Below are 19,817 nucleotides of genomic sequence, written 5' to 3' on the forward strand. Positions count from 1 at the left end.
ATGGAGTGCAATATGTATAAAAATGAATGGTTTATAGTGCCTAAGTCCAAGCCGGCAGCGAAGTTGCGATTGTTCTGCTTTCCCTATGCCGGCGGCCAGGCCGCGATTTATTTTCCGTTAGCCAGATTGCTGTCAGAGCAAATTGAGCTGGTAGCGGTGCAGTTACCCGGCAGGGGTAACCGAATGTTTGAGCCTGCACTGACCTCGGCGCAAGATATTGCCAAGGCGGTGGCGCCGCAGATCCAGGCCTGCGCTGATAAACCTTTTGCCCTGCTCGGCTACAGTAATGGTTGCCTGCAAGCATATGAGGTTGCTCATCGCCTGCAGCAGGCAGATGTACGGCATGTGTTTATGGCTGCACGTTCTGCGCCGCAGCTGGGTATACAACGTGAGCCTATACATTTACTGGCTGATCAGCAATTCCGGCAAGAGTTGGCTTTGCTTGGTGGTACACCACAGGAGCTGCTGGCTTATGATGAATTGATGGAACTGATGTTACCCACATTACGGGCTGATTTTAAACTGGGCTACGACTATCAATGTCCGCCAGTTAATCCCCCCGCAATAGATCTGACCAGTATGGCAGGGCGTTTTGACAAAGATGTACCAGCAGAAAATGTGCTGGCATGGCAGCAGCTGTTTGCAGGTAGTTGCCAGCACCATATCATTGATGGCGATCATTTCTTTATAAATACACACTTAACTAAAATGGCACATGTTATTGAGCTTGCGCTGTTGCCGCACTGTCAACAGGCGAAAGCCACAATAGCTAACACGAAGGCAGTGCTATCAGGCTGATTACTTGCTGTTCAACAAAACAGTAATGTCCATGAAATAACATGCCCATCGTGAGCTGCGGGGTTAGGTCAGTGGTTAATCGTAGGGTAAATTGTTGTTTGTCTGTCAGTATCTTAATTAATTCAGCGTCTTCAAAACCAAAGAAACGTTGTACCTTAGGGTATAGCGCCTTATACAGACTCTCTTTGGCAGAAAAAGCAATGGTTAACGCTTCGGCATAAGTAACAGCAGCGGTCCCGAGTAATAAGTGTTGCTCTTTTGGTTGAACAATGTGCGATGCAAGCTCAGTGTCGCTGTTGGCGCCAAGTATCGTTTCAATGTCTATTCCTATCGCCTGGTATATTTTATCCGGCATCATGCAGCAAATAGCATTGCCATCAGCATGACTGACTGAACCAATATAACCCGCAGGCCAGCTTGGTGCGCCTGATAAGGTATTGAGTAGCTGGCAAGAAGGCAACTGGTAGTGATGTAATAATTGCTGAAACAGCATTCTGCCGGCCAGATACTCGCAGCGGCGTTTAGGCACAGCCTGCCACAGCTGACTTGGCATACTAATACCATAGTGACCAAATAGCGCATCATCATAGCGGCTGACATCGAACGGACAGCGGACAGCCAGAACTTCCGGTTGCAGATTAAACCGGACAGGTGCCACTGGCCCGAATACATTGGCAGTAATGTGTTGCGCGGATATCATTTTTTTGCGCAGGGCGCGTGCTGGCGTAATGTGGCTGAGGCTGCCTGCCTGAGTTCAGCCTGGGTATCCCGGCTGATCTTAATACCACTGATTTCGCCTAAGTTAGCGGGATCTTGTGTACTGATAGTTCCATACAACACCAGAGCCGTCAAAAATGCACCTTCAAAAGCGGCATGATTACCATCACTGGAATGGAGTTTTAACCTGGGGTTATCTTGTAATGCTTGTTCCCATGCTAAGCCGATAGGAGCAACACAGGCAGGTTCAGCTTTGGCAATACTTTGATGCAGCTGATGTATGCGGTGGCCCTCTTCTTTGTTACCTCGTCTGGGCCACTCCGGAAACATTATAGCGCGGGCATTTTTAGCATTAATACGTCTTATCCACTCTTCTGCAGCATCAGTGGGGTAGAAATAGCGTCCTGTTGTGCTGTATTTTTGTGCCTGCAGGATCACATGGCTCCAGTTACCGTCACTTAGTAGTTTAGTACTGGCCTGATGCTGCAGACGTTCATCCAAAAAATGGTAACCAGATGCTAGCCGGGTTTCGACTTTTGCACCTGATATGCCGGACTGAAGCAGTTGGGCTACTAACTGCGGCAGGTTGTGACTCGAAGTGTGACTATTGCCCATAAAGAGCAAATTAAAATGGGCTGACATACTATCAGGTGTCTCCTGCGGTAATGCCTTAGCAGTTTGCTGTGGTGTAACAGGCACCGCTGCATGTGACATGCCTGCGGCGCTGATAACGTAAAGGAGCATAGTTAGCCACAGTACAGGCAAAAAGATATTTTTTGGCATTTTGGATAACGATGTTTTTATAAGGTGATGCAAATGTTAACTTCATTGCGTGTTAGCCACAAGTATAAAGCAGCAATTAAAACCTAAGGTAAATTATGACCCTAGCTCTGATTATTCCAGATCGTAAACTTGACGATTTACAACAACGCTTAGCACAGGCTTTGCCTGATACCGAGATTGAAGTTTGGCCGCAGATCCGTAACCCGGCAGCCGTTGAATTTGCCGTGGTATGGAAGCAACCGCATGGTAGCCTGGCCAGCCTGCCTGCTTTACAAGCGGTGCAGTGTTTTGGCGCCGGGGTTGACGCCATACTGGCTGACCCCACTTTGCCCGCCTTACCTATCGCCCGTATTGTTGACCCTACGCTGACAGATACCATGGTGCGCTATCTTGATGGTGTGGTCAGTTACTACCGCTTACGCTTAGATGTGTTCAGCGCGCAGCAGCAACAAAAACAGTGGAAGCCGAAAAGCCCAAGACGCATTGCGCATATTGCTGTGCTTGGCCTAGGCGAGCTGGGAGCCGCTGCCGCCACGCATTTTACCAGCCTGGGTTATAGCGTGACTGGCTGGGCCAGAACGCCGAAGCAGCTTGAGCATGTCAGCTATTTTTATGGTGCAGAAGGCTTTACTAAGGCTGTAGCTGATGCTGATATTATCATTTGCTTACTACCGCTAACGCCGGCAACGCAGCAGATGCTTTCAGAGGGGTTTTTCAGCAGTTTAAAGCCTGGCGCCATTTTTATTAATGTGGCGCGTGGCGATATTGTTGATGAAACCGCATTGTTGGCCGCGCTGGACAACGGCCAATTGCAGGCTGCGTGCCTGGACGTATTTTGCCAGGAGCCGTTACCGGCAGAACATCCATTGTGGAGCCATCCGGCTGTGCTTATTACACCGCACGTTTCAGCCGTGACAGATGTTAGTGCTGTCGTTGAACAAATTGCTGATAATTACCGGCGTAGCCAGCGCGGTGAAGCTTTGCTAAATCCGGTAGATATTGGCAGGGGATATTAAAATGCACACCACAGACATTACCACCTGGTTTTTGCAGTTTGATGCGCCAGCGCCACAGCCACCAAAATGGCCGGATGGCGCACAGTTGGCAGAGGCTGAGGTTATCAGCCCCGAGCTCAGCCAGTTTATGTTTAGAACAGTGGGCGGGCCCTGGCGCTGGTTTAGCCGCTTAAGCTGGAATTATCAGCAGTGGCTGGATTATCTGACACAACAGCAGGTACGTACCTGGCTGCTGTGGGTAAAAGGTACACCGGCAGGTTACATTGAGTTATTGAAGCACGCTGATCATAGTGTGGAGATTAAGTTTTTTGGCTTATTGCCGCAATTTATCGGCCAGGGCCTGGGGCTAAAGCTGGCACAAGCCGCTATAGTGCAGGCGGCACAGTGGCAAGCCAGTAAAATATGGCTGCATACCTGCAGTGCCGATCACCCGTCAGCGCTGAAAAATTACCAGCAAGCCGGTTTTGTTATTACCCATATTGAACACAGTACGGAAGCTTTACCGCAGCTGAATGACAGCCGTTTGCTGGCGGCAGATTTTGTCTATTCAGCGTTAGCGCATCACGTTGAAAAGGCTGGTTAAATACACAGTTATTGTAACTTTGTTACAACTTAACTACACTCAGTGACGGCTTAAGGAAACTTAGGCCAAGTTGCTAATTAAAATAATAAAATGCGTTACCGAGGTTAGTTATGAGTAAAGCGTCCAGTCGGGGTTTTGGCTTTACCGCAATCGCCATTGTGGTGTGTTTAATGGCGTTATCGGCATTTTTGACCAAAGCCGAAGCTGTCTGTCTGTTGTGTGGCGGATAGCAGGAATCGAATACAGTCATAAGGATTGACTAAATCTAACCCCCGGCTTGCCGGGGGTTAGTTATTTCTGTGCGCCGCGTTTGCTATGCAACTCTCTGTTTTCACGTTTTTGTTCAGCATTCTTTTGCAGTAAAACATAAGTGGCGGAATAACCACCGTGTTGCTTTTGTGCGGTATTACAGGCCAGCACTGTTGCTATTTGTGGTAACCATTTAAACACGTAGCTGCGCAATATTGCCGGGTGCGGTTTACTATTGCGGCCCATGCCGTGGTGAATAAGCAAAGTGCGGATGCCACGTTTATGGCAATCTTCAATAAAGAAAAACAGCTCGCGGCGGGCATCGCTCAGGCTTTTGCCCAGCAGGTTTAATGTGGCGTCCAGCTGATATTTACCTAAGCGCAAATTGCGGTATACACCATCCTGCACGCCATCTTTTTTGTAAGTGAAGGGCTCGTCCGGCTTTACCAGATCAACATATTCCATGCTGAGATAGTTAGCATCGTACTCCATTTCCTGTTCAGCCGCTTTACGCCTTGCTTGTTGTGCCAACGTAGGGCTGAACTCGCCGTTCTCAAGCAATACGGCGTCCTGAGATAATGGCGTTACACCAGACATCTCCTGCAGAAACAAGTCTGATTCATCGTTTTGCATAGCGGGTACTCCTGTCTGATCGGTCGGCAATTATAGCCCGCACTGCCGCCAGACAAAAGTAGTGTGTTGTTATTCGGCCTGAGTAGCCAGTGGCGCAGTAGCCGGATTTTGCTGGGCGGCCTTCTCGGCTTTGCGGGCTTTGGCAAAGCGCAGCAAGTAGTAAGCATTAATTAATAATACTAATAAATTAGAGATAACACCCTGTGGAATGGCAATATGGCTGTAGTAAACAAACAACAGGCTGCAACCAATTAGTGTGGCTAAACGTAACCAGAACACGTCTTTAATAAAAAACGCGCCAATACAGATTGTTAAGCCAACCCAGCTGATGATATCGAACATAATGTTTTCCATAACGTTTTCCTGCGTATCTGGCTGACTATAATTTGTGCGCATTATGCTGTTCAGTGTAGTGTTACTCAACTGAGGAATTTTGCTGTTTTCAGATTAGTTTAATTAATGGTTGTAATGGCATTGTCATACAGAAACTAAAAGTTGTTCTACACTTAATTTCAGCTGAACAAGGAGGGGGTTCACTGATGCTGCCGGCAAAATTATATGAAACGATACCTTATGCATATATTGCTATTGGTAGTGCAATTTTACTGGGAATAAACTCGTGGCTGGCCGTTGTTTCTGGCTTACTTATCGTGTTTGCCGGTGCTGTGATCTGGGTATTGCGCTCAGATAACCGTCGCTCAGATATTAAAGATGCCAGAAATAAGTACGGCGGGGCACTACCGTTCTGGTTCTACGAGATGCTGCCTTTTAACTACAGCATAGTGGCATTGTTGCTGTTTACCGGCAGTGACAATGTGTACTTTTATCCTTCAGCAATGATCATGCTGGTAGTGGGTATACAGTTATGGCTATTACGCAGTAGTTATCGTAAACATCAGCGGCCTGTGCCGGTTAAAGCCAGACCACTGCGTTTACGCGGTTAGCTTACTGCCTTAAATCAATACGGCTGTTTGCGATAGCTTTAGTGGTAATTAACCAGGCTTCCAGGTTTTGCTGCATCGCGGCTGGATCAATTTTATCCAGCGTATCGTTAGGGGTATGGTGGTAGTCAAAATAATCTGTACCGTCTTGTTGTAAACTGGCAACCGGTACACCTTGCGCTTTTAAAACAGATACATCCGGGCCACCAGAGGCGGTATTATCACCCATTTCTATACCCAGCGGCGCCAGTTTTTGCTGCAGTGTTTTACCAAAGGTCAGTGCTTTTTCACCAAAGCCGGTATCCAGTCGCCAGATCCGGCCTGCACCGAAGTCAGACTCTGAAGCAAATACGTGCTTGTTAAGGTTTGCGGCGTGTTTGGCAGCATAAGCACGGGCACCGACTAAGCCGCCTTCTTCATTGCCAAATAACACTACCCGTACCGTGCGTTCTGATCGGCCTTGTTGTTTTAGCAAAGCGCCGGTGGCCATAACAATACCTACGCCTGCACCATCATCCAGTGCGCCTGTACCTTCATCCCACGAATCAATGTGGGCGCTTATCAATACAATTTCATCCGGGTATTTGCTGCCGGTGATCTCGGCAATAACGTTATAGCTTACCACTTCGCCGGGTAATTTGTTTTGCATTTGTAAGTGCAGTGTCAGTTCTGGCTGACGGCTGAGCATTTTAGCCAGTTGCATGGCGTCGGGTACGGAGACAGCCGCTGCCGGGATCCGTGCTACTTCATCGTTGTAACGCATAATGCCGGTATGGGCAAAACGGTTAATACTGGTGCCTACCGAGCGGATAATAATAGCTTTGGCGCCCAATTTTGCTGCTTCTACCGCACCCTGAGCGCGCGCGCCAACCACTGATCCATAAAAGGTACCCAGTTTGTCTTTACCCATACTTTTATTAATGAACACAATTTTATCTTTTACCAGCGTGGCATCGGCTTGTTTTAGCTGCTCCAGGCTGTCAAACATCACTACCTGGGCATTAATGCCGTCAAACGGAGTGGCGACAGAACCACCCAAAGCGGTAACCACCAGATTTTGATGAAAAGGCGCGCTAACACTCAGGCTGGCATTGCCACGCTCCCAGTATTGCATGGTAAATGGTTCGGTCCAGACTTTGTCATAGCCCAGTTGCTTAAATTTCTGCTCGGCCCAGGCGACTGCCCGGGCATCGGCTTCGCTGCCGGCCAGTCGCTGGCCCACTTCTACCGTGATCGATTCTGTCAACTGGTAAGCCAGGGTGTTATCCAGTGTGAGTTCCTGAGCTGAGATTTGCAGGCTAAGTGCGGTAGCCAGCGTGGTTAACCATAATTTCATCGTTGCTTGTTCCCTTTGTTATTGTAGTGTGCAGACTGTAGCACCTTTTTTTTCGCTGCCGAAGTGATGCACGCTAAAAGCTGGCGTTTGCCGCTGAGGTAAAGCAGAAAGTGTTATTCTTTGTTAAATAAGAATGATTATATTGTCGCTTTATAAGGAAGGCGGTAATATCGGGCCGTCCAGACATACAGGTACACGAAATGAATTTACAGGATATGCTGAAAAATTCTGCTAAAGCAGTAAAGCTGTTAAAAGCAGTATCCAATGAGCGGCGTTTATTGATCCTCTGCCATTTACTGGAAGGGGAGTTGTCAGTCGGAGAGATGAATCAAAAGCTGGAGCTGAGTCAGTCAGCTTTGTCGCAGCATCTGGCGTTATTGCGCCGGCATAAGCTGGTAAAAACCCGTAAAGAAGCGCAAACAGTATTTTATAGCCTCAACAGCAAAGAAGCTGAAGCGCTGATTGCCTTGCTGCACAAGCTATATTGCTCTTAATCGCTGTGCAGCAAAAACAAAAAAGCCGGCATTAGCCGGCTTTTTTGTTGGAACTGTGTCTTAAGCAACGCTTAATGCTTTAACATGTGCATTTAAACGAGCTTTATGACGTGCTGCTTTGTTCTTGTGAATCAGGCCTTTAGCAGCCATACGATCCAGAACAGGCACCATTTTCTTGAATGCTTCAGTTGAAGCAGTTACGTCAGCAGTTAATACCGCTGCGTAGGTTTTCTTTATGAAAGTACGCATCATAGAACGTTGCGAAGCATTTTGCTGACGACGTTTTTCTGATTGAATTGCGCGCTTCTTAGCAGACTTAATGTTAGCCAAGGTAACACTCCTAAAAAACTAAACCGGACCCATCAAAGGCCGCATAATATGCCTATTTAATGGCCCGTTGTCAAATGCTTTAACGGTAAAGACGCAGATTTTAATCCGGCGGCCTACTGGTAATCTGTGTTAATAAAGGGGCAAAATAGCAGCCTGCCAGAAGAAGGAAGTTTAAGTGTCTGCAAAGTTATTAAAATCAGGCCTCATCGTTAGTTTTATGACGTTAATTTCGCGGGTGTTGGGGCTGGTTCGCGATGTAGTAGTGGCTAACTTTATCGGGGCCGGTGCTGCTGCCGACGTATTCTTTTTTGCCAACCGCATTCCTAATTTTTTGCGCCGCTTATTTGCTGAAGGCGCTTTTTCGCAGGCATTTGTGCCGGTATTAGCTGAGGTAAAAGCCAAACATGGCGATGACGCTGTACGGTTATTGCTGGCACGGGTAACCGGTAGCCTGGGTATGGTTGTAACTGTTGTTACACTGCTGGGGGTTATTGCTTCGCCGCTGGTTGCCATGCTGTTTGGCATGGGTTGGTTTGTCGAATGGCTGAACGATGGCCCGGACGCGCATAAGTTTGAACTGGCCAGCACGATGCTGAAAATTACTTTTCCGTATTTATGGTTTATCAGCCTGGTGGCGCTATCAGGTGCTGTACTTAATACCTATAACCGCTTTGCCGTGGCTGCTTTTACACCGGTATTTTTAAATATCGCTATTATTGCCTGTGCGGTGTACATGGCGCCAACATTGGATGAACCGGCAATGGCGCTGGCCTGGGGCGTATTTATTGGCGGTGTTGTGCAGCTATTATTTCAGTTGCCGTTTTTAGCCAAAGCCGGTTTGCTGGTGCGGCCCAGGTGGGGCTGGCGCGATGAAAACGTAGTAAAAATCCGCAAACTTATGCTACCGGCTTTATTTGGCGTGTCGGTAAGTCAGATAAATTTACTGCTTGATACTGTTATCGCCTCGTTTTTACTTACCGGCGCTGTAAGCTGGCTGTATTATTCTGACCGGTTAATTGAATTCCCGTTGGGTTTATTTGGTATTGCCATCGCAACGGTAATTTTGCCGAATTTATCCCGCCATCATGCCAGCGCCAACACAGAACGTTTTAGCCAGACGCTGGACTGGTCACTGCGTTTTGTCGCCTTGTTTGGTATACCGGCCATGGCAGGACTAATGGTATTGGCGCAGCCGATTATTGCGCTGTTGTTTATGCGCGGTGAGTTTACCCAGAACGATGTGTTGATGGTGTCGTACAGCTTAATTGCCTACAGTACCGGTTTGCTTAGCTATATGTTAATAAAAGTGCTGGCGCCCGGTTTTTACGCGCGTCAGGACATTAAAACACCGGTGCGTATTGGCATTATTGCCATGGTAGCCAATATGGTGTTTAACCTGATGCTGGCACCCTTTTTAAGCTATGTCGGTCTGGCACTGGCGACGGCGATGTCGGCCAGTTTAAATGCCTATTTACTGTATCGCGGTTTAAAACTGGCCGGGGTATACCAATTAAGTAAAACCAGCACAATATTTTTGCTGAAACTGGTTATTGCCAGTAGCCTGATGGCGGCGTTGCTCTATTGGCAAACACCAACACTGGCGCAGTGGGTGCAACTTAGTTTTACTGTGCAATTGTGGCGTTTAATTACCTTGTGTGGGTTGGCAGTTGCAGGATATTTTCTGTTGTTATGGTTGCTTGGTGTGCGTTTGCGGCATTTTAAAGCCAATTCTGTTGCTGAAAGCAAATGATTAAGTGGCTATAATGCGCGGTTTATAATCAGTATTCAGAAACGGCAGGCATGGAGTTAATTCGCGGCTTACACAATATTCAGTCCCGGCATCGCGGTTGTGTACTTACCATTGGTAATTTTGATGGTGTGCATTTGGGCCATCAGGCTGTGTTGCATAAAGTAGTGGCTATTGCCAAACAAATGCAGCTGCCCTCCTGCGTGATGCTGTTTGAACCGCAACCGCTGGAATTGTTTGCCGGTACCGCAGCACCTGCGCGCTTAACGCGGTTTCGGGAAAAATACGCTGCGCTGGCGCAGTTGGGTATAGACCGCTTGCTATGTGTTAATTTTACACCCGCTTTTGCCGCCCAGGCGCCAGAGCAGTTTGTTCAGCAGTTGTTGTTAAAGCAGCTGGGCGTAGAGCATTTAATTGTCGGTGATGATTTTCGCTTTGGCATTAACCGCAGCGGTAATTTTGAGTTATTGGCATCAGCGTCTGAGCAATACCTGTTCAGCTTGTGCAGCACCTCCAGTTTAGTATTGGGCCAGCAGCGCATCAGCAGTACTTTGATCCGTCAGGCACTGGCTGATGACAATTTAACGCTGGCGGCAGAGATGCTGGGCCGGCCTTTTGCTTTAACCGGCCGTGTGCGGCATGGTCGCAAATTAGGCCGCGATCTGGGTTTTCCTACTGCCAATGTATTTTTATACCGGCGTAAGCTACCGGTAGCCGGTGTGTATGCTATTACGGCTAACACGGTATTTGGCACCTATTATGGTGTAGCTAATATTGGTAACCGGCCGACTGTACAGGGCCAGAGGCAGCAGCTTGAAGCACATTTGTTTGATTTTAAAGGCGATTTATACGGCAGCCAAATAGAAGTGTTATTGCAGCATAAGTTGCGTAACGAACAACGCTTCGACGGTTTGGCCGCGTTACAACAACAAATTGCTGCTGATGTGATAGCAGCAAAAGCATTTTTTCAGCATGACGCTTTAACTCCAGCGCATGCCACTACTTATAAGACGGAACCCAACGGATGAGCGACTACAAGCATACCCTGAATTTGCCGGAAACGGCTTTTGCGATGCGCGCCAATCTGGCGCAGCGTGAGCCGCAAATGCTGGCCAAATGGACCGAAGCCGATTTGTACGGCAAAATCCGTGCAGCGAAAAAAGGTAAAAAAACCTTTATTCTGCACGACGGCCCACCCTACGCTAACGGCAATATTCATATCGGGCATGCGGTTAACAAAATTCTGAAAGACATTATCGTTAAAGCGAAAACGCTGGACGATTTTGACGCGCCCTATGTACCGGGTTGGGACTGTCACGGCCTGCCGATTGAACTGGTAGTGGAAAAAAAATACGGCAAGCCGGGTGCTAAGCTGACACCGGCAGAATTCAGGCAAAAGTGCCGCGAATATGCCGCCACACAAATTGATGCACAGCGCACCGATTTTATCCGTTTAGGTGTGCTGGGCGATTGGCAAAACCCGTACCGCACCATGGATTATGGCTTTGAAGCCAATATAATCCGCTCACTGGGCAGAATTATTGCTAACGGCCATTTACAGCAGGGCTTTAAGCCGGTGCACTGGTGTACCGACTGTGGCTCAGCGCTGGCTGAAGCGGAAGTGGAATATCAGGATAAAATATCTCCGGCGATTGATGTACGTTTTGCTGTGGTAGATGACGCTGCCGTAGACCGCTTTGATCATCCTGAAGGTAAACGTGGCAGTGGCAAAGTATCGGTCGTGATCTGGACCACCACGCCCTGGACTATTCCGGCTAACCGTGCGGTGGCATTAAACGCCAAGCTCGATTACAGCCTGGTGCAGGTAGAGCAGGGCCCGTTGGGCGCCGAGCGTTTAATTATTGCTACAGATTTGGTAAAAGACGTGATGGCGCGAGCCGGTATTGAGCATTACCACGCTCTGGGTTTTGCTAAGGGGGCAGCGCTGGAATTAGTACAATTACAGCACCCGTTGTACAACTTTACCGTACCGCTGATTATGGGGGAGCACGTTACTACTGAATCCGGTACCGGTTGCGTGCACACCGCGCCTGGCCACGGTCAGGAAGACTTTATTGTCGGTAAACAATATAACCTCGAAGTAGCCAACCCAGTGGGCGCGAACGGCGTTTATCTGCCGGATACGCCGCTGTTTGCCGGCCAGCATGTATTTAAAGCCAACGACAGCGTAGTAGAAGCATTAAAAGAAGCTGGCGCACTGCTGGTGCATAAAGCTTATAAGCACAGCTACCCGCACTGCTGGCGGCATAAAACGCCGATAATTTTCCGGGCTACGCCGCAGTGGTTTATCAGCATGGAACAGCAGGGCCTGCGTGCTACGTCGCTTGAGCAAATTGAGCAAACCCGTTGGATCCCGGATTGGGGCCAACAACGGATTGAAAAAATGGTTGAAGGCCGGCCAGACTGGTGTATCTCACGTCAGCGCACCTGGGGTGTGCCAATAGCACTGTTTGTTGATAAAGACAGCGGCGCATTGCACCCGGATACCCAGGCATTAATGGAACAGGTTGCCAAGCTGGTTGAGCAAAACGGCATTCAGGCCTGGTTTGATTTAACGGCTGAAACTCTGCTCGGTGATGATGCAAAACAATACGTTAAGGTAACTGACACCCTGGATGTTTGGTTCGACTCTGGTGTAACCCATGCCTGCGTAGTGGAAGAGCGGCCGGAATTTGGTGGCGCTGATCAGGCTGATTTATATCTGGAAGGCTCTGATCAGCACCGTGGCTGGTTTATGTCGTCCCTGATGACCGGGGTTAGCATTAAACATAAAGCGCCGTACAAGCAAGTGCTGACACATGGCTTTACCGTAGACGGTGATGGCCGCAAGATGTCGAAGTCTTTAGGCAATGTGGTATCACCGCAGGACGTGATGAACAAATTAGGCGCCGACATTTTGCGCTTATGGGTGGCCACTACCGATTACACGTCAGAGATGACGGTGTCGGATGAAATATTAAACCGTGCTGCCGACAAATACCGCCGTATCCGTAACACCGCGCGTTTTTTACTGGCAAACTTAAACGGCTTTAATCCGGCTACCGATTTAGTGCCGTTTGATAAGATGGTTGAGCTGGATTTATGGGTAGTGAACCGCGCCTCTAAGTTGCAGCAGGAGATTATCGATGCCTACGATAACTATCAGTTCCATCAGGTAAGCCAGAAGCTGATGAACTTCTGCACCGTTGAGCTGGGTAGTTTCTATCTGGATGTGATTAAAGATCGCCAGTATACCGCGCACAGCGAAGGCGTGGCGCGGCGCTCGTGCCAAACCGCGTTGTACCATATTGCCCAGGCGATGGTGCGCTGGATGGCGCCGGTAATGAGCTTTACTGCTCAGGAGATCTGGCAGGAATTACCGGGCCAGCAGCAAGAGTTCGTGTTTACTGATGTTTGGTATACCGGTTTTAGCGGTGTCACCGGCGGTAAGTTTGACGATGCCTTCTGGCAGCAATTGCTGCAGGTGCGTGACGAAGTTAACAAGGTGCTGGAAGCGGCGCGCCGCGAAGATAAAATCGGTGCTTCACTACAAGCTGAAGTAACGTTATATGCATCAGAAGCACTGGCGGCCGATTTAGCCAAACTGGGTGACGAGCTGCGTTTTGTGCTGATCACTTCTACGGCGCAGGTCAGCATCGAAGCCGTACCTGCCGATGCGGTGCAAACCGAATTAGCCGGCTTAAGCGTGTATGTTGCTGCTTCCACCGCAGCCAAATGTGGCCGTTGCTGGCATCACCGCCATGATGTCGGTGCCAATGCAGCGCATGCTGAGTTGTGTCTGCGCTGCGTTAGCAACGTAGAAGGTGAAGGCGAACAGCGGGCATTTGCATAATGACATTATTTAAAGATAGCGGTTGGCGGCTGTGGTGGTTAATGCTGTTGGTGCTGGTGGCGGACCAGATCAGTAAGCAGGTGGTAATTGCCAATATGCAGCTGTTTGATTCGATTGAACTGTTGCCGTTTTTTAACTTTACCTATGTACGTAATTATGGCGCGGCCTTCTCGTTTTTAAGTGATGCTGGTGGCTGGCAGCGCTGGTTTTTTACCTTTATTGCCGTAGCTATCAGCTGCGTGCTGGCGGTATGGCTGGCACGCAACAGTAAAACGCAGTTAAAGCTGAACCTGGCGCTGAGTTTGGTGTTGGCGGGGGCTATTGGTAACCTGATTGATCGCAGTATCTATGGTTACGTAATAGACTTTTTCCACTTGTACTATCAGAACTGGCATTATCCGGCGTTTAATATTGCCGACTCGGCCATTTGTATTGGTGCCGCCTTACTTATTTGGGACAGCTTTAGTAATAACGAGGTGAAAAAGTGACAAACGCAGTAATAGGCGCCAACAGCAGCGTAATTTTTCACTTTGATATTAAGTTATCAGATGGCAGCGCAGCAGAAAGCACTCGGGTGCATAACAAGCCAGCCAAACTGCAGATGGGCGATGGCAGTATTTCTCCTGCGTTTGAAGCGCAGCTAAATGGCCTGACAGCGGGTGATAAAAAAACCTTTACGCTGGCGCCGGAGGATGCCTACGGTATGCCAAACCCGGATAATATTTATTATGTTGACCGCAGTAAGTTCTCTGCCGATGCACCGGCTAAAGCCGGCATGATTATCGGTTTTACCATGCCGGATGGCTCTGAAATGCCAGGCCTGGTGCGTGAAGTGGTAGGCGAGTCGGTGACGATAGATTTTAATCACCCGCTGGCCGGGCAGACGCTGACCTTCAGCGTTGAAATAGTACAGGTAAGCTGAGTTATGGATATTTTATTAGCCAATCCGCGCGGTTTTTGTGCTGGCGTAGACCGCGCCATCAGCATTGTTGAGCGCGCACTGGAGCTGTACGAGCCACCGATTTATGTGCGCCATGAAGTGGTACACAACAAGTTTGTCGTAGACGGCCTGCGCCGCCGTGGCGCGGTGTTTGTTGATGAGCTGAACGAAGTGCCTGATGGCAATATCGTTATTTTCAGTGCGCATGGTGTATCGCAAGCGGTGCGGGAAAATGCCAAACAGCGCGGTTTGAAAGTATTTGACGCCACCTGTCCGCTGGTTACCAAAGTGCATATGGAAGTCACCCGCGCCAGCCGCAAAGGCATCGAGTGCATTCTGATTGGCCATGCTGGCCATCCCGAAGTGGAAGGCACCATGGGCCAGTATGATAACGCCGACGGCGGTATTTATCTGGTCGAGTCGGTTGATGATGTGGCGGCGCTGAAGGTGAAAAACCCGGCCCAGCTGTGTTTCAGCAGTCAGACGACGTTATCGGTGGATGACACTGCGGATGTAATTGATGCGCTGCGTGAGCGTTTCCCGGATATTGAAGGCCCGCGCAAAGATGATATTTGTTACGCCACGCAGAACCGCCAGGACGCTGTACGAGATTTAGCTGCTAAAGCCGATTTACTGCTGGTAGTGGGGGCGAAAAACAGTAGTAACTCTAACCGCTTGCGCGAACTGGCTGACAAAATGGGCTGCACCGCCTATTTAATTGATACCGCCAACGATATTCAGCAAGCCTGGCTTGATGGTATCAAATCGGTAGGCGTAACGGCCGGCGCCTCGGCGCCTGAAGTGCTGGTGCAACAGGTGGTTAAACAGCTGCAGCAATGGGGCGGTAAAACAGTAAGCGAAAACCCCGGCCGCGAAGAGAATGTGGTGTTTGCTATCCCCGCAGAGCTGCGTTAATACCAGGCTGACGCCTAGCGTGCTCAGCCTTATTTGTTTGCCCGTGTTGTTATAGTATGCTGCTTGACAGTTAAACAGGCAGGCAACCTTATGCAAATAAACCGGGCTTTACCCGCGCTGGAATTTCCCTATCTGTGCCATGGCCGTTTTGTATTGCGGTTGCTGGTAATGGCGCAGGCTGTGTCGGTGGTTTTAGCATTTGCTCCCGGTATAGCCGCTGATCCCTGGCATAGGCTTGGGCTTATCAGTGTGTTTGTGCATTGGGTTGCCTTACTTACCACCGTATGTTTTTGCCAGCTAAGACGGCAACTTAACCGCCTGCAGCCGGCAGCCATGCTGATTAGCTGCATTGCGCTGTTTGAAGTTGCCACTATCCTTGTCAGTGTCATTGCCCATTCCTGGCTTGCCAGCCAAAGCCCGCATATGTCGCAGAGTTTACCGGCATTTGTACTGGCAAATATGATGATCAGCCTGATTATTGCGATTATCGCCATACAGTTTTTTATTATTCATACAGAGCGAAACCAACAGGTCCGGGCGCAAAGCCGTGCCGAATTAAACGCCTTACAAGCCCGCATAGAACCGCACTTTTTATTTAACAGCCTGAACACCGTAGCAGAGCTTACACAGGTTGACCCCAACGCAGCAGAGCAGGCGCTGCTCAATTTATCAGCTTTGTTCCGGGCAGCTCTAAATGCCGGCCAAACCGTATCTCTGGCCGATGAATTAAGGTTGTCTGAGCAATACTTGTCGCTTGAGCAATGGCGTTTAGGCCAGCGTATGGTAGTGCAATGGGATGTACCCGAACATATTCCTGAGCTTAGCTTGCCGGCTCTTACTATTCAGCCGTTGCTGGAAAATGCCGTGCGCCACGGGGTGGAAAATTGTGCTGAACAAGCCAGGCTGCATCTTACACTGGTAGAAAGCAGGCAATCTGTCAGTATTGTCATTACTAATCCACTTGGGCAGCCTGACAGCCAAAAGGCCGGGAATGGCATGGCGCTGGACAATATTCGCCAGCGCTTGCAATTACATTATGGCAGCGGTGCGCAGCTACACAGTGCAACCAGCGAGGGGCGATTCAGGGTAAAACTGGTGCTACCTAAGGAGGGCAGCTGATGAAAGTGCTTATTGTTGATGATGAGCCTCTGGCCCGTGCCAGATTACAGCGTTTACTGGCACAACAAGCCGGATATCATTGCGTCGGCGAGGCGGAAAATGCGACACAGGCTATGCGGCTTATCCATGCCTTACAGCCTGACTTGCTATTACTGGATATTGCCATGCCAGGGGCGGATGGTATTTCTCTGGCAACAGATATTCTGGCGCTGGCGACACCGCCGGCGGTTATTTTTGTGACTGCCCATCCGCAACACGCGCTGGACGCATACCAGGCTGGCCCGGCTGACTACATACTAAAGCCGGTATCGCCAGAGCGGTTGGCACAGGCGCTGCAACGTTTAGGCACTCAGACCCGGGCTCATCTGGAGCGCAAAACCGCCGAGCCAAAGTTAAGTTACATACAAGCAGGGATAAAACGTCAGATAGACCTCAAAGACGTGCTTTACTTCAGTGCTGAAGATAAATATGTGCGGATGGTATTTGGCAAGGGTGAGGCAATAATTGAGCAGAGCCTGGTGCAGCTGCAACAATTGTACCCAGACAAGCTGTTACGAATTCACCGTAGTACCATGATCAATAAAGCTCACTTTCAGCGCTTAATTAGTGCCAATGGTAAACATTGGGTGGTGCTGGCAGGGCGCAGTGAAAAGCTGGAGGTCAGCCGGCGAGAAGTGGCTAATATCCGTAGCAATATGTCTTAATTATCAGTTTGCCGTTGGTCTGGCAATGACACCGCCTGTCGTGAAAATCATGCCCGTTGTTTAATTGTTAGCGTAAAGTTTAAATATCAAAGTGCGCCTGGTATTTCGCAGAGACTTTACCCTAATGATAACTGCTGAAAGAAAAAAACATCCCGATACTATTTTATCGCTACAGCTACAGCTACAGCACGGCTTCACGCTCGTCGAGCTGATGGTAACTGTAGCGGTGCTTGCCATCGTTATGGCTGTTGCTGTGCCATCTTTTACCAATCTTATAAACAGTAATCGTTTAACAGCCCAAGCTAATGAGGTGCTGGCCGGGCTTATTTTGGCGCGTACTGAAGCCATCAAGCGAAATGAAAGTATAGTGTTTTGCCATACAACAGACGGAGAAAATTGTTCAGCCCCGCCTGCTGCGGGTTGGCAGGGCTGGCTGGTGAGGGGCACTACAGATGTTACCGTAGTCGCAACAGGTATCATTCAGTCTGATCGGTTGGTTATGTTGTCCAGCAGTAATGTGGCCAATGCTGCCATAGATGGTGTTGGACATTCTGTGCGTTTTAGCCCTCAGGGGTTGCTCCGAAGTGGTAATGGTAATAATCCGCTAAATGGTGCTTTACGCATTTGTTTACCCAATATGCAGATATCTCAAAATACCCGTGATATTGAGATGCGCTCCGGAGGACGAACCAGAGTTGTTAGCATCAGCGAAGGGCAGAATTGTCCTGTACCAGCAAATCCGGCGTAAGGGGAAAATAATATGAACAATGGTGTTCACACTTTTAATAAACAGCAGGGCGTTTCTCTGCTGGAAGTGCTGGTATCTGTGCTGGTACTGGGAATTGGTTTATTAGGTGTTGCGGCATTACAAACTTCAAGTATGCGCAATACTAACAGCTCGCTGGAAAAAACCATGGCTGTAATACTGACAGATACATTAGCTGAGCTGTTAAGAGCAAATCCGCAAGCGGCCAGACTGGGAAACTATGCCTTTAGCGACTGTGTCGGCAGTGTTGAATTAGGAACTGCAGGCTGGGTGCAGGATGTGCAACAGGCAACCCGTGAAGATGCCTGCCCGGTTGTCACTTGGGAAGGTGATAGATATACCGTGACGATTACCTGGGGTGACGAGCGGTTAAATACTGAAAACTCTATTGTAACTCAGGTGATGCCATGAATATTCGCTCGCGGGGATTTTCGCTCGTTGAACTGATGATTGCTATGGTACTTGGCCTGTTAGTGTTAGGCGGTGCTATAGGGGTCTTTATAGCCAATCAGACCACCAGCAGAGCTAATGCCGCACTAAGTGACATGCAGAGCATTGCCAGACTGAGTTTTCAGCTTATGTCGCATGACATTCGCAATGCTGGTTTTTCTGGCTGTAATAACAGTATGCGAGTATCAAATGTTATTGCTATAGCAGGTGTAAGGCCGGCGTGGGCTGACTGGAGCACTGGCGGTGGCATACAGGGGCTTGCCGCTCCGGTTGCTCAGATTAACGGATTGTCACCAGCAAATGGCACTCAGGCTTTAAGGCTGATGTTTGGCTCTGGCGCCAACAATTCTATTAGTAATTATGATGGCTCAGTTATCAGCTTAAACACTAATCCGGTATTGTCTGCCGGAGAAGTCGCCATTGCTTGTGATGAGAGTCTGGCAAGTATTTTTCAGGTTAATGAAGCTGGTGCAATGTCTGTTACCCATGCCGCTGCCGGTTTGAACTGTGAGGCCAATCTTGGCTTTATGGGAGAAGATGATTGGGCATGTGGGCTCAGCCCGGCGCGAGGGTTTAGTAATAACGCTATGTTAATGCGTTTTGAGTCTATTGCCTGGTTTGTTGCCCCCAGCCGTGATAACGCTGGTGTTATGTCTTTGTACAGAGCATCGCTAGTGGGCGACTCTCAGGTTAATGAAGAAGTGTTATATGGTGTTGCTAATTTGCAGTTTGCTTACCTTAATGGTGATACCGGATTGTTTCAACAGGCAGCTGCTGTAGCCGCTGCCGGGCAGTGGGGGCGCATAACTGCAGTAAATGTCAGTGTTACACTTGATGATTCAGTATTGCAGGGGCAAAACGTGCCGGATAATGTCAGAACCATCACGTTTTTGGTGTCATTACGTAATAGGCTGGGGTGATTATGCAAAGTAGCTTATATAAGCAGCAAGGGGTTGCTCTGGTCGTAAGTTTGCTACTTTTGCTGGCTATTACGCTGTTAGCCGTTAGTAATATGAAGCGCACTACGGTACAGGAGCAAATGACTGGTAACCTGCATGACAGGCAGTTAGCGCTGCAGCAGGCAGAAGCCGCCTTGTTGGTGGCCGAGCGTTTACTTACCGCTGCACCTTTACCGGGAGGCCCTGTAGCCCTGATTAATAATGCCGGAGTTTATGACATACCAGATCCATTATTACCGGATCGTTGGGCTCCGGGCCAGGCTATAACCTGGGTACCGGCTCCTGCGATGAATGATGGCCTGGCGAATCCTGCCAATTATATTATTGAGTATATGGGAGACTGGATTTTTCCTCCTGAATGCGACAGGGCAACAACCCCTCCCGCCGGATGTTTGGAGCCTACTTTTCGCATCACTGCCAGAGTCCCTGCAACGCAGGGGCGGGCAGAGGTAACCTTGCAGACAATTTGGCGTCGTTGAGGAAA

Annotated in this window: 23 protein-coding genes; 17 read left to right on the top strand and 6 right to left on the bottom strand. The window is 49.1% G+C overall.

Translation table 11 applies throughout. The features are described 5' to 3' along the window. The first annotated feature begins 12 nt into the window (after nucleotides 1-12). The gene (locus AR688_RS02435) at nucleotides 13-798 is read left to right on the top strand and encodes a thioesterase II family protein (protein WP_068228599.1); all 786 of its coding nucleotides are present in this window, start codon (nucleotides 13-15) and stop codon (nucleotides 796-798) included. Here the strand turns inward: AR688_RS02435 and AR688_RS02440 are convergent. Both AR688_RS02440 and AR688_RS20095 read right to left on the bottom strand, forming a co-directional pair. Then, the gene (locus AR688_RS02440) at nucleotides 770-1,498 is read right to left on the bottom strand and encodes a 4'-phosphopantetheinyl transferase family protein (protein WP_068228602.1); all 729 of its coding nucleotides are present in this window, start codon (nucleotides 1,496-1,498) and stop codon (nucleotides 770-772) included. The two genes, AR688_RS02435 and AR688_RS02440, sit on opposite strands and share 29 nt — an antisense overlap. Next, nucleotides 1,495-2,016: a hypothetical protein gene (locus AR688_RS20095; protein ID WP_156420194.1), complete on the bottom strand. Its 522-nt coding sequence runs from the start codon at nucleotides 2,014-2,016 to the stop codon at nucleotides 1,495-1,497. The genes AR688_RS02440 and AR688_RS20095 overlap by 4 nt, the downstream gene beginning before the upstream one ends. Nucleotides 2,017-2,393: 377 nt before the next feature. On the opposite strand from AR688_RS20095, the gene AR688_RS02450 reads away from it, so the two are divergent. Continuing rightward, a complete protein-coding gene (locus AR688_RS02450; RefSeq protein WP_068228607.1) occupies nucleotides 2,394-3,314 on the top strand; it encodes a 2-hydroxyacid dehydrogenase in 921 nt (306 codons plus the stop codon). A gap of 1 nt (nucleotide 3,315) precedes the next feature. Next, the gene (locus AR688_RS02455) at nucleotides 3,316-3,897 is read left to right on the top strand and encodes a GNAT family N-acetyltransferase (RefSeq protein ID WP_068228610.1); all 582 of its coding nucleotides are present in this window, start codon (nucleotides 3,316-3,318) and stop codon (nucleotides 3,895-3,897) included. Between the two features lie 291 nt (nucleotides 3,898-4,188). On the opposite strand, the gene smrA is transcribed toward AR688_RS02455, so the two are convergent. Continuing rightward, complete coding sequence (smrA, locus tag AR688_RS02460) at nucleotides 4,189-4,779, bottom strand: DNA endonuclease SmrA (RefSeq protein ID WP_068228612.1); 591 nt, start codon at nucleotides 4,777-4,779, stop codon at nucleotides 4,189-4,191. A gap of 69 nt (nucleotides 4,780-4,848) precedes the next feature. Further along, nucleotides 4,849-5,133: a hypothetical protein gene (locus AR688_RS02465; RefSeq protein WP_068228615.1), complete on the bottom strand. Its 285-nt coding sequence runs from the start codon at nucleotides 5,131-5,133 to the stop codon at nucleotides 4,849-4,851. Between the two features lie 185 nt (nucleotides 5,134-5,318). On the opposite strand from AR688_RS02465, the gene AR688_RS02470 reads away from it, so the two are divergent. Beyond that, on the top strand, nucleotides 5,319-5,723 hold the full coding sequence (locus tag AR688_RS02470) for a hypothetical protein (protein WP_068228618.1): 405 nt from the start codon (nucleotides 5,319-5,321) through the stop codon (nucleotides 5,721-5,723). A 1-nt stretch (nucleotide 5,724) separates the two neighbouring features. On the opposite strand, the gene AR688_RS02475 is transcribed toward AR688_RS02470, so the two are convergent. Then, on the bottom strand, nucleotides 5,725-7,056 hold the full coding sequence (locus tag AR688_RS02475; protein WP_068228624.1) for a M28 family peptidase: 1,332 nt from the start codon (nucleotides 7,054-7,056) through the stop codon (nucleotides 5,725-5,727). A 200-nt stretch (nucleotides 7,057-7,256) separates the two neighbouring features. On the opposite strand from AR688_RS02475, the gene AR688_RS02480 reads away from it, so the two are divergent. Continuing rightward, nucleotides 7,257-7,550 carry an ArsR/SmtB family transcription factor gene (locus AR688_RS02480; protein ID WP_068228627.1) on the top strand — a complete coding sequence of 98 codons (294 nt, stop codon included), beginning with the start codon at nucleotides 7,257-7,259 and terminating at the stop codon, nucleotides 7,548-7,550. Between the two features lie 60 nt (nucleotides 7,551-7,610). Here AR688_RS02480 and rpsT read toward each other — a convergent pair whose 3' ends face one another. Next, complete coding sequence (gene rpsT, locus AR688_RS02485; protein WP_068228633.1) at nucleotides 7,611-7,880, bottom strand: 30S ribosomal protein S20; 270 nt, start codon at nucleotides 7,878-7,880, stop codon at nucleotides 7,611-7,613. Nucleotides 7,881-8,055: 175 nt separating this feature from the next. Between rpsT and murJ the strand changes: the two genes are divergently transcribed. The 12 genes from murJ (at nucleotide 8,056) to AR688_RS02545 (ending at nucleotide 19,812) form a co-directional block, all read left to right on the top strand. Further along, complete coding sequence (murJ, locus tag AR688_RS02490) at nucleotides 8,056-9,630, top strand: murein biosynthesis integral membrane protein MurJ (protein WP_068228636.1); 1,575 nt, start codon at nucleotides 8,056-8,058, stop codon at nucleotides 9,628-9,630. Between the two features lie 50 nt (nucleotides 9,631-9,680). Next, nucleotides 9,681-10,655, top strand: a complete 975-nt coding sequence (gene ribF / locus AR688_RS02495) for a bifunctional riboflavin kinase/FAD synthetase (protein WP_068228639.1) — start codon at nucleotides 9,681-9,683, stop codon at nucleotides 10,653-10,655. Beyond that, nucleotides 10,652-13,480, top strand: a complete 2,829-nt coding sequence (ileS, locus tag AR688_RS02500) for an isoleucine--tRNA ligase (protein WP_068228642.1) — start codon at nucleotides 10,652-10,654, stop codon at nucleotides 13,478-13,480. Before ribF ends, ileS begins: the two co-directional genes overlap by 4 nt. After that, entirely contained in the window at nucleotides 13,480-13,968 is a 489-nt protein-coding gene (gene lspA, locus AR688_RS02505; RefSeq protein WP_068228645.1) for a signal peptidase II, read from the top strand. Before ileS ends, lspA begins: the two co-directional genes overlap by 1 nt. Beyond that, nucleotides 13,965-14,402: an FKBP-type peptidyl-prolyl cis-trans isomerase gene (gene fkpB, locus AR688_RS02510; RefSeq protein ID WP_068228648.1), complete on the top strand. Its 438-nt coding sequence runs from the start codon at nucleotides 13,965-13,967 to the stop codon at nucleotides 14,400-14,402. Before lspA ends, fkpB begins: the two co-directional genes overlap by 4 nt. A 3-nt stretch (nucleotides 14,403-14,405) precedes the next feature. Next, nucleotides 14,406-15,335 (top strand): 4-hydroxy-3-methylbut-2-enyl diphosphate reductase, encoded by a 930-nt coding sequence (gene ispH, locus AR688_RS02515; RefSeq protein WP_068228651.1) that lies wholly within the window; start codon nucleotides 14,406-14,408, stop codon nucleotides 15,333-15,335. Between the two features lie 90 nt (nucleotides 15,336-15,425). Further along, nucleotides 15,426-16,454, top strand: a complete 1,029-nt coding sequence (locus AR688_RS02520; RefSeq protein WP_068228654.1) for a sensor histidine kinase — start codon at nucleotides 15,426-15,428, stop codon at nucleotides 16,452-16,454. Continuing rightward, nucleotides 16,454-17,158, top strand: a complete 705-nt coding sequence (locus tag AR688_RS02525; protein WP_068228657.1) for a LytR/AlgR family response regulator transcription factor — start codon at nucleotides 16,454-16,456, stop codon at nucleotides 17,156-17,158. The genes AR688_RS02520 and AR688_RS02525 overlap by 1 nt, the downstream gene beginning before the upstream one ends. A gap of 124 nt (nucleotides 17,159-17,282) precedes the next feature. Next, on the top strand, nucleotides 17,283-17,906 hold the full coding sequence (locus AR688_RS02530) for a GspH/FimT family pseudopilin (protein WP_068228660.1): 624 nt from the start codon (nucleotides 17,283-17,285) through the stop codon (nucleotides 17,904-17,906). Between the two features lie 12 nt (nucleotides 17,907-17,918). Further along, a complete protein-coding gene (gene pilV, locus AR688_RS02535; protein ID WP_068228663.1) occupies nucleotides 17,919-18,335 on the top strand; it encodes a type IV pilus modification protein PilV in 417 nt (138 codons plus the stop codon). Then, entirely contained in the window at nucleotides 18,332-19,294 is a 963-nt protein-coding gene (locus AR688_RS02540; RefSeq protein ID WP_068228666.1) for a PilW family protein, read from the top strand. Before pilV ends, AR688_RS02540 begins: the two co-directional genes overlap by 4 nt. A 2-nt stretch (nucleotides 19,295-19,296) precedes the next feature. Further along, nucleotides 19,297-19,812: a pilus assembly PilX family protein gene (locus AR688_RS02545; RefSeq protein ID WP_068228669.1), complete on the top strand. Its 516-nt coding sequence runs from the start codon at nucleotides 19,297-19,299 to the stop codon at nucleotides 19,810-19,812. The last annotated feature ends 5 nt before the right edge of the window (nucleotides 19,813-19,817 follow it).

It is taken from the genome of Rheinheimera sp. EpRS3 (assembly GCF_001513785.1).
Taxonomy (GTDB): Bacteria; Pseudomonadota; Gammaproteobacteria; order Enterobacterales; family Alteromonadaceae; genus Alishewanella.

Coding starts and splice junctions, on each gene's coding strand:
- AR688_RS02440 (WP_068228602.1), bottom strand. CDS start 1,498: ATGATATCCGCGCAACACATTACTGCCAATGTATTCGGGCCAGTGGCA.
- AR688_RS02540 (WP_068228666.1), top strand. CDS start 18,332: ATGAATATTCGCTCGCGGGGATTTTCGCTCGTTGAACTGATGATTGCT.
- pilV (WP_068228663.1), top strand. CDS start 17,919: ATGAACAATGGTGTTCACACTTTTAATAAACAGCAGGGCGTTTCTCTG.
- AR688_RS02530 (WP_068228660.1), top strand. CDS start 17,283: ATGATAACTGCTGAAAGAAAAAAACATCCCGATACTATTTTATCGCTA.
- AR688_RS02470 (WP_068228618.1), top strand. CDS start 5,319: ATGCTGCCGGCAAAATTATATGAAACGATACCTTATGCATATATTGCT.
- AR688_RS02545 (WP_068228669.1), top strand. CDS start 19,297: ATGCAAAGTAGCTTATATAAGCAGCAAGGGGTTGCTCTGGTCGTAAGT.
- AR688_RS02465 (WP_068228615.1), bottom strand. CDS start 5,133: ATGGAAAACATTATGTTCGATATCATCAGCTGGGTTGGCTTAACAATC.
- AR688_RS02525 (WP_068228657.1), top strand. CDS start 16,454: ATGAAAGTGCTTATTGTTGATGATGAGCCTCTGGCCCGTGCCAGATTA.
- AR688_RS02520 (WP_068228654.1), top strand. CDS start 15,426: ATGCAAATAAACCGGGCTTTACCCGCGCTGGAATTTCCCTATCTGTGC.
- smrA (WP_068228612.1), bottom strand. CDS start 4,779: ATGCAAAACGATGAATCAGACTTGTTTCTGCAGGAGATGTCTGGTGTA.
- ileS (WP_068228642.1), top strand. CDS start 10,652: ATGAGCGACTACAAGCATACCCTGAATTTGCCGGAAACGGCTTTTGCG.
- AR688_RS02455 (WP_068228610.1), top strand. CDS start 3,316: ATGCACACCACAGACATTACCACCTGGTTTTTGCAGTTTGATGCGCCA.
- AR688_RS02450 (WP_068228607.1), top strand. CDS start 2,394: ATGACCCTAGCTCTGATTATTCCAGATCGTAAACTTGACGATTTACAA.
- ispH (WP_068228651.1), top strand. CDS start 14,406: ATGGATATTTTATTAGCCAATCCGCGCGGTTTTTGTGCTGGCGTAGAC.
- AR688_RS02435 (WP_068228599.1), top strand. CDS start 13: ATGTATAAAAATGAATGGTTTATAGTGCCTAAGTCCAAGCCGGCAGCG.
- ribF (WP_068228639.1), top strand. CDS start 9,681: ATGGAGTTAATTCGCGGCTTACACAATATTCAGTCCCGGCATCGCGGT.
- lspA (WP_068228645.1), top strand. CDS start 13,480: ATGACATTATTTAAAGATAGCGGTTGGCGGCTGTGGTGGTTAATGCTG.
- AR688_RS02480 (WP_068228627.1), top strand. CDS start 7,257: ATGAATTTACAGGATATGCTGAAAAATTCTGCTAAAGCAGTAAAGCTG.
- AR688_RS02475 (WP_068228624.1), bottom strand. CDS start 7,056: ATGAAATTATGGTTAACCACGCTGGCTACCGCACTTAGCCTGCAAATC.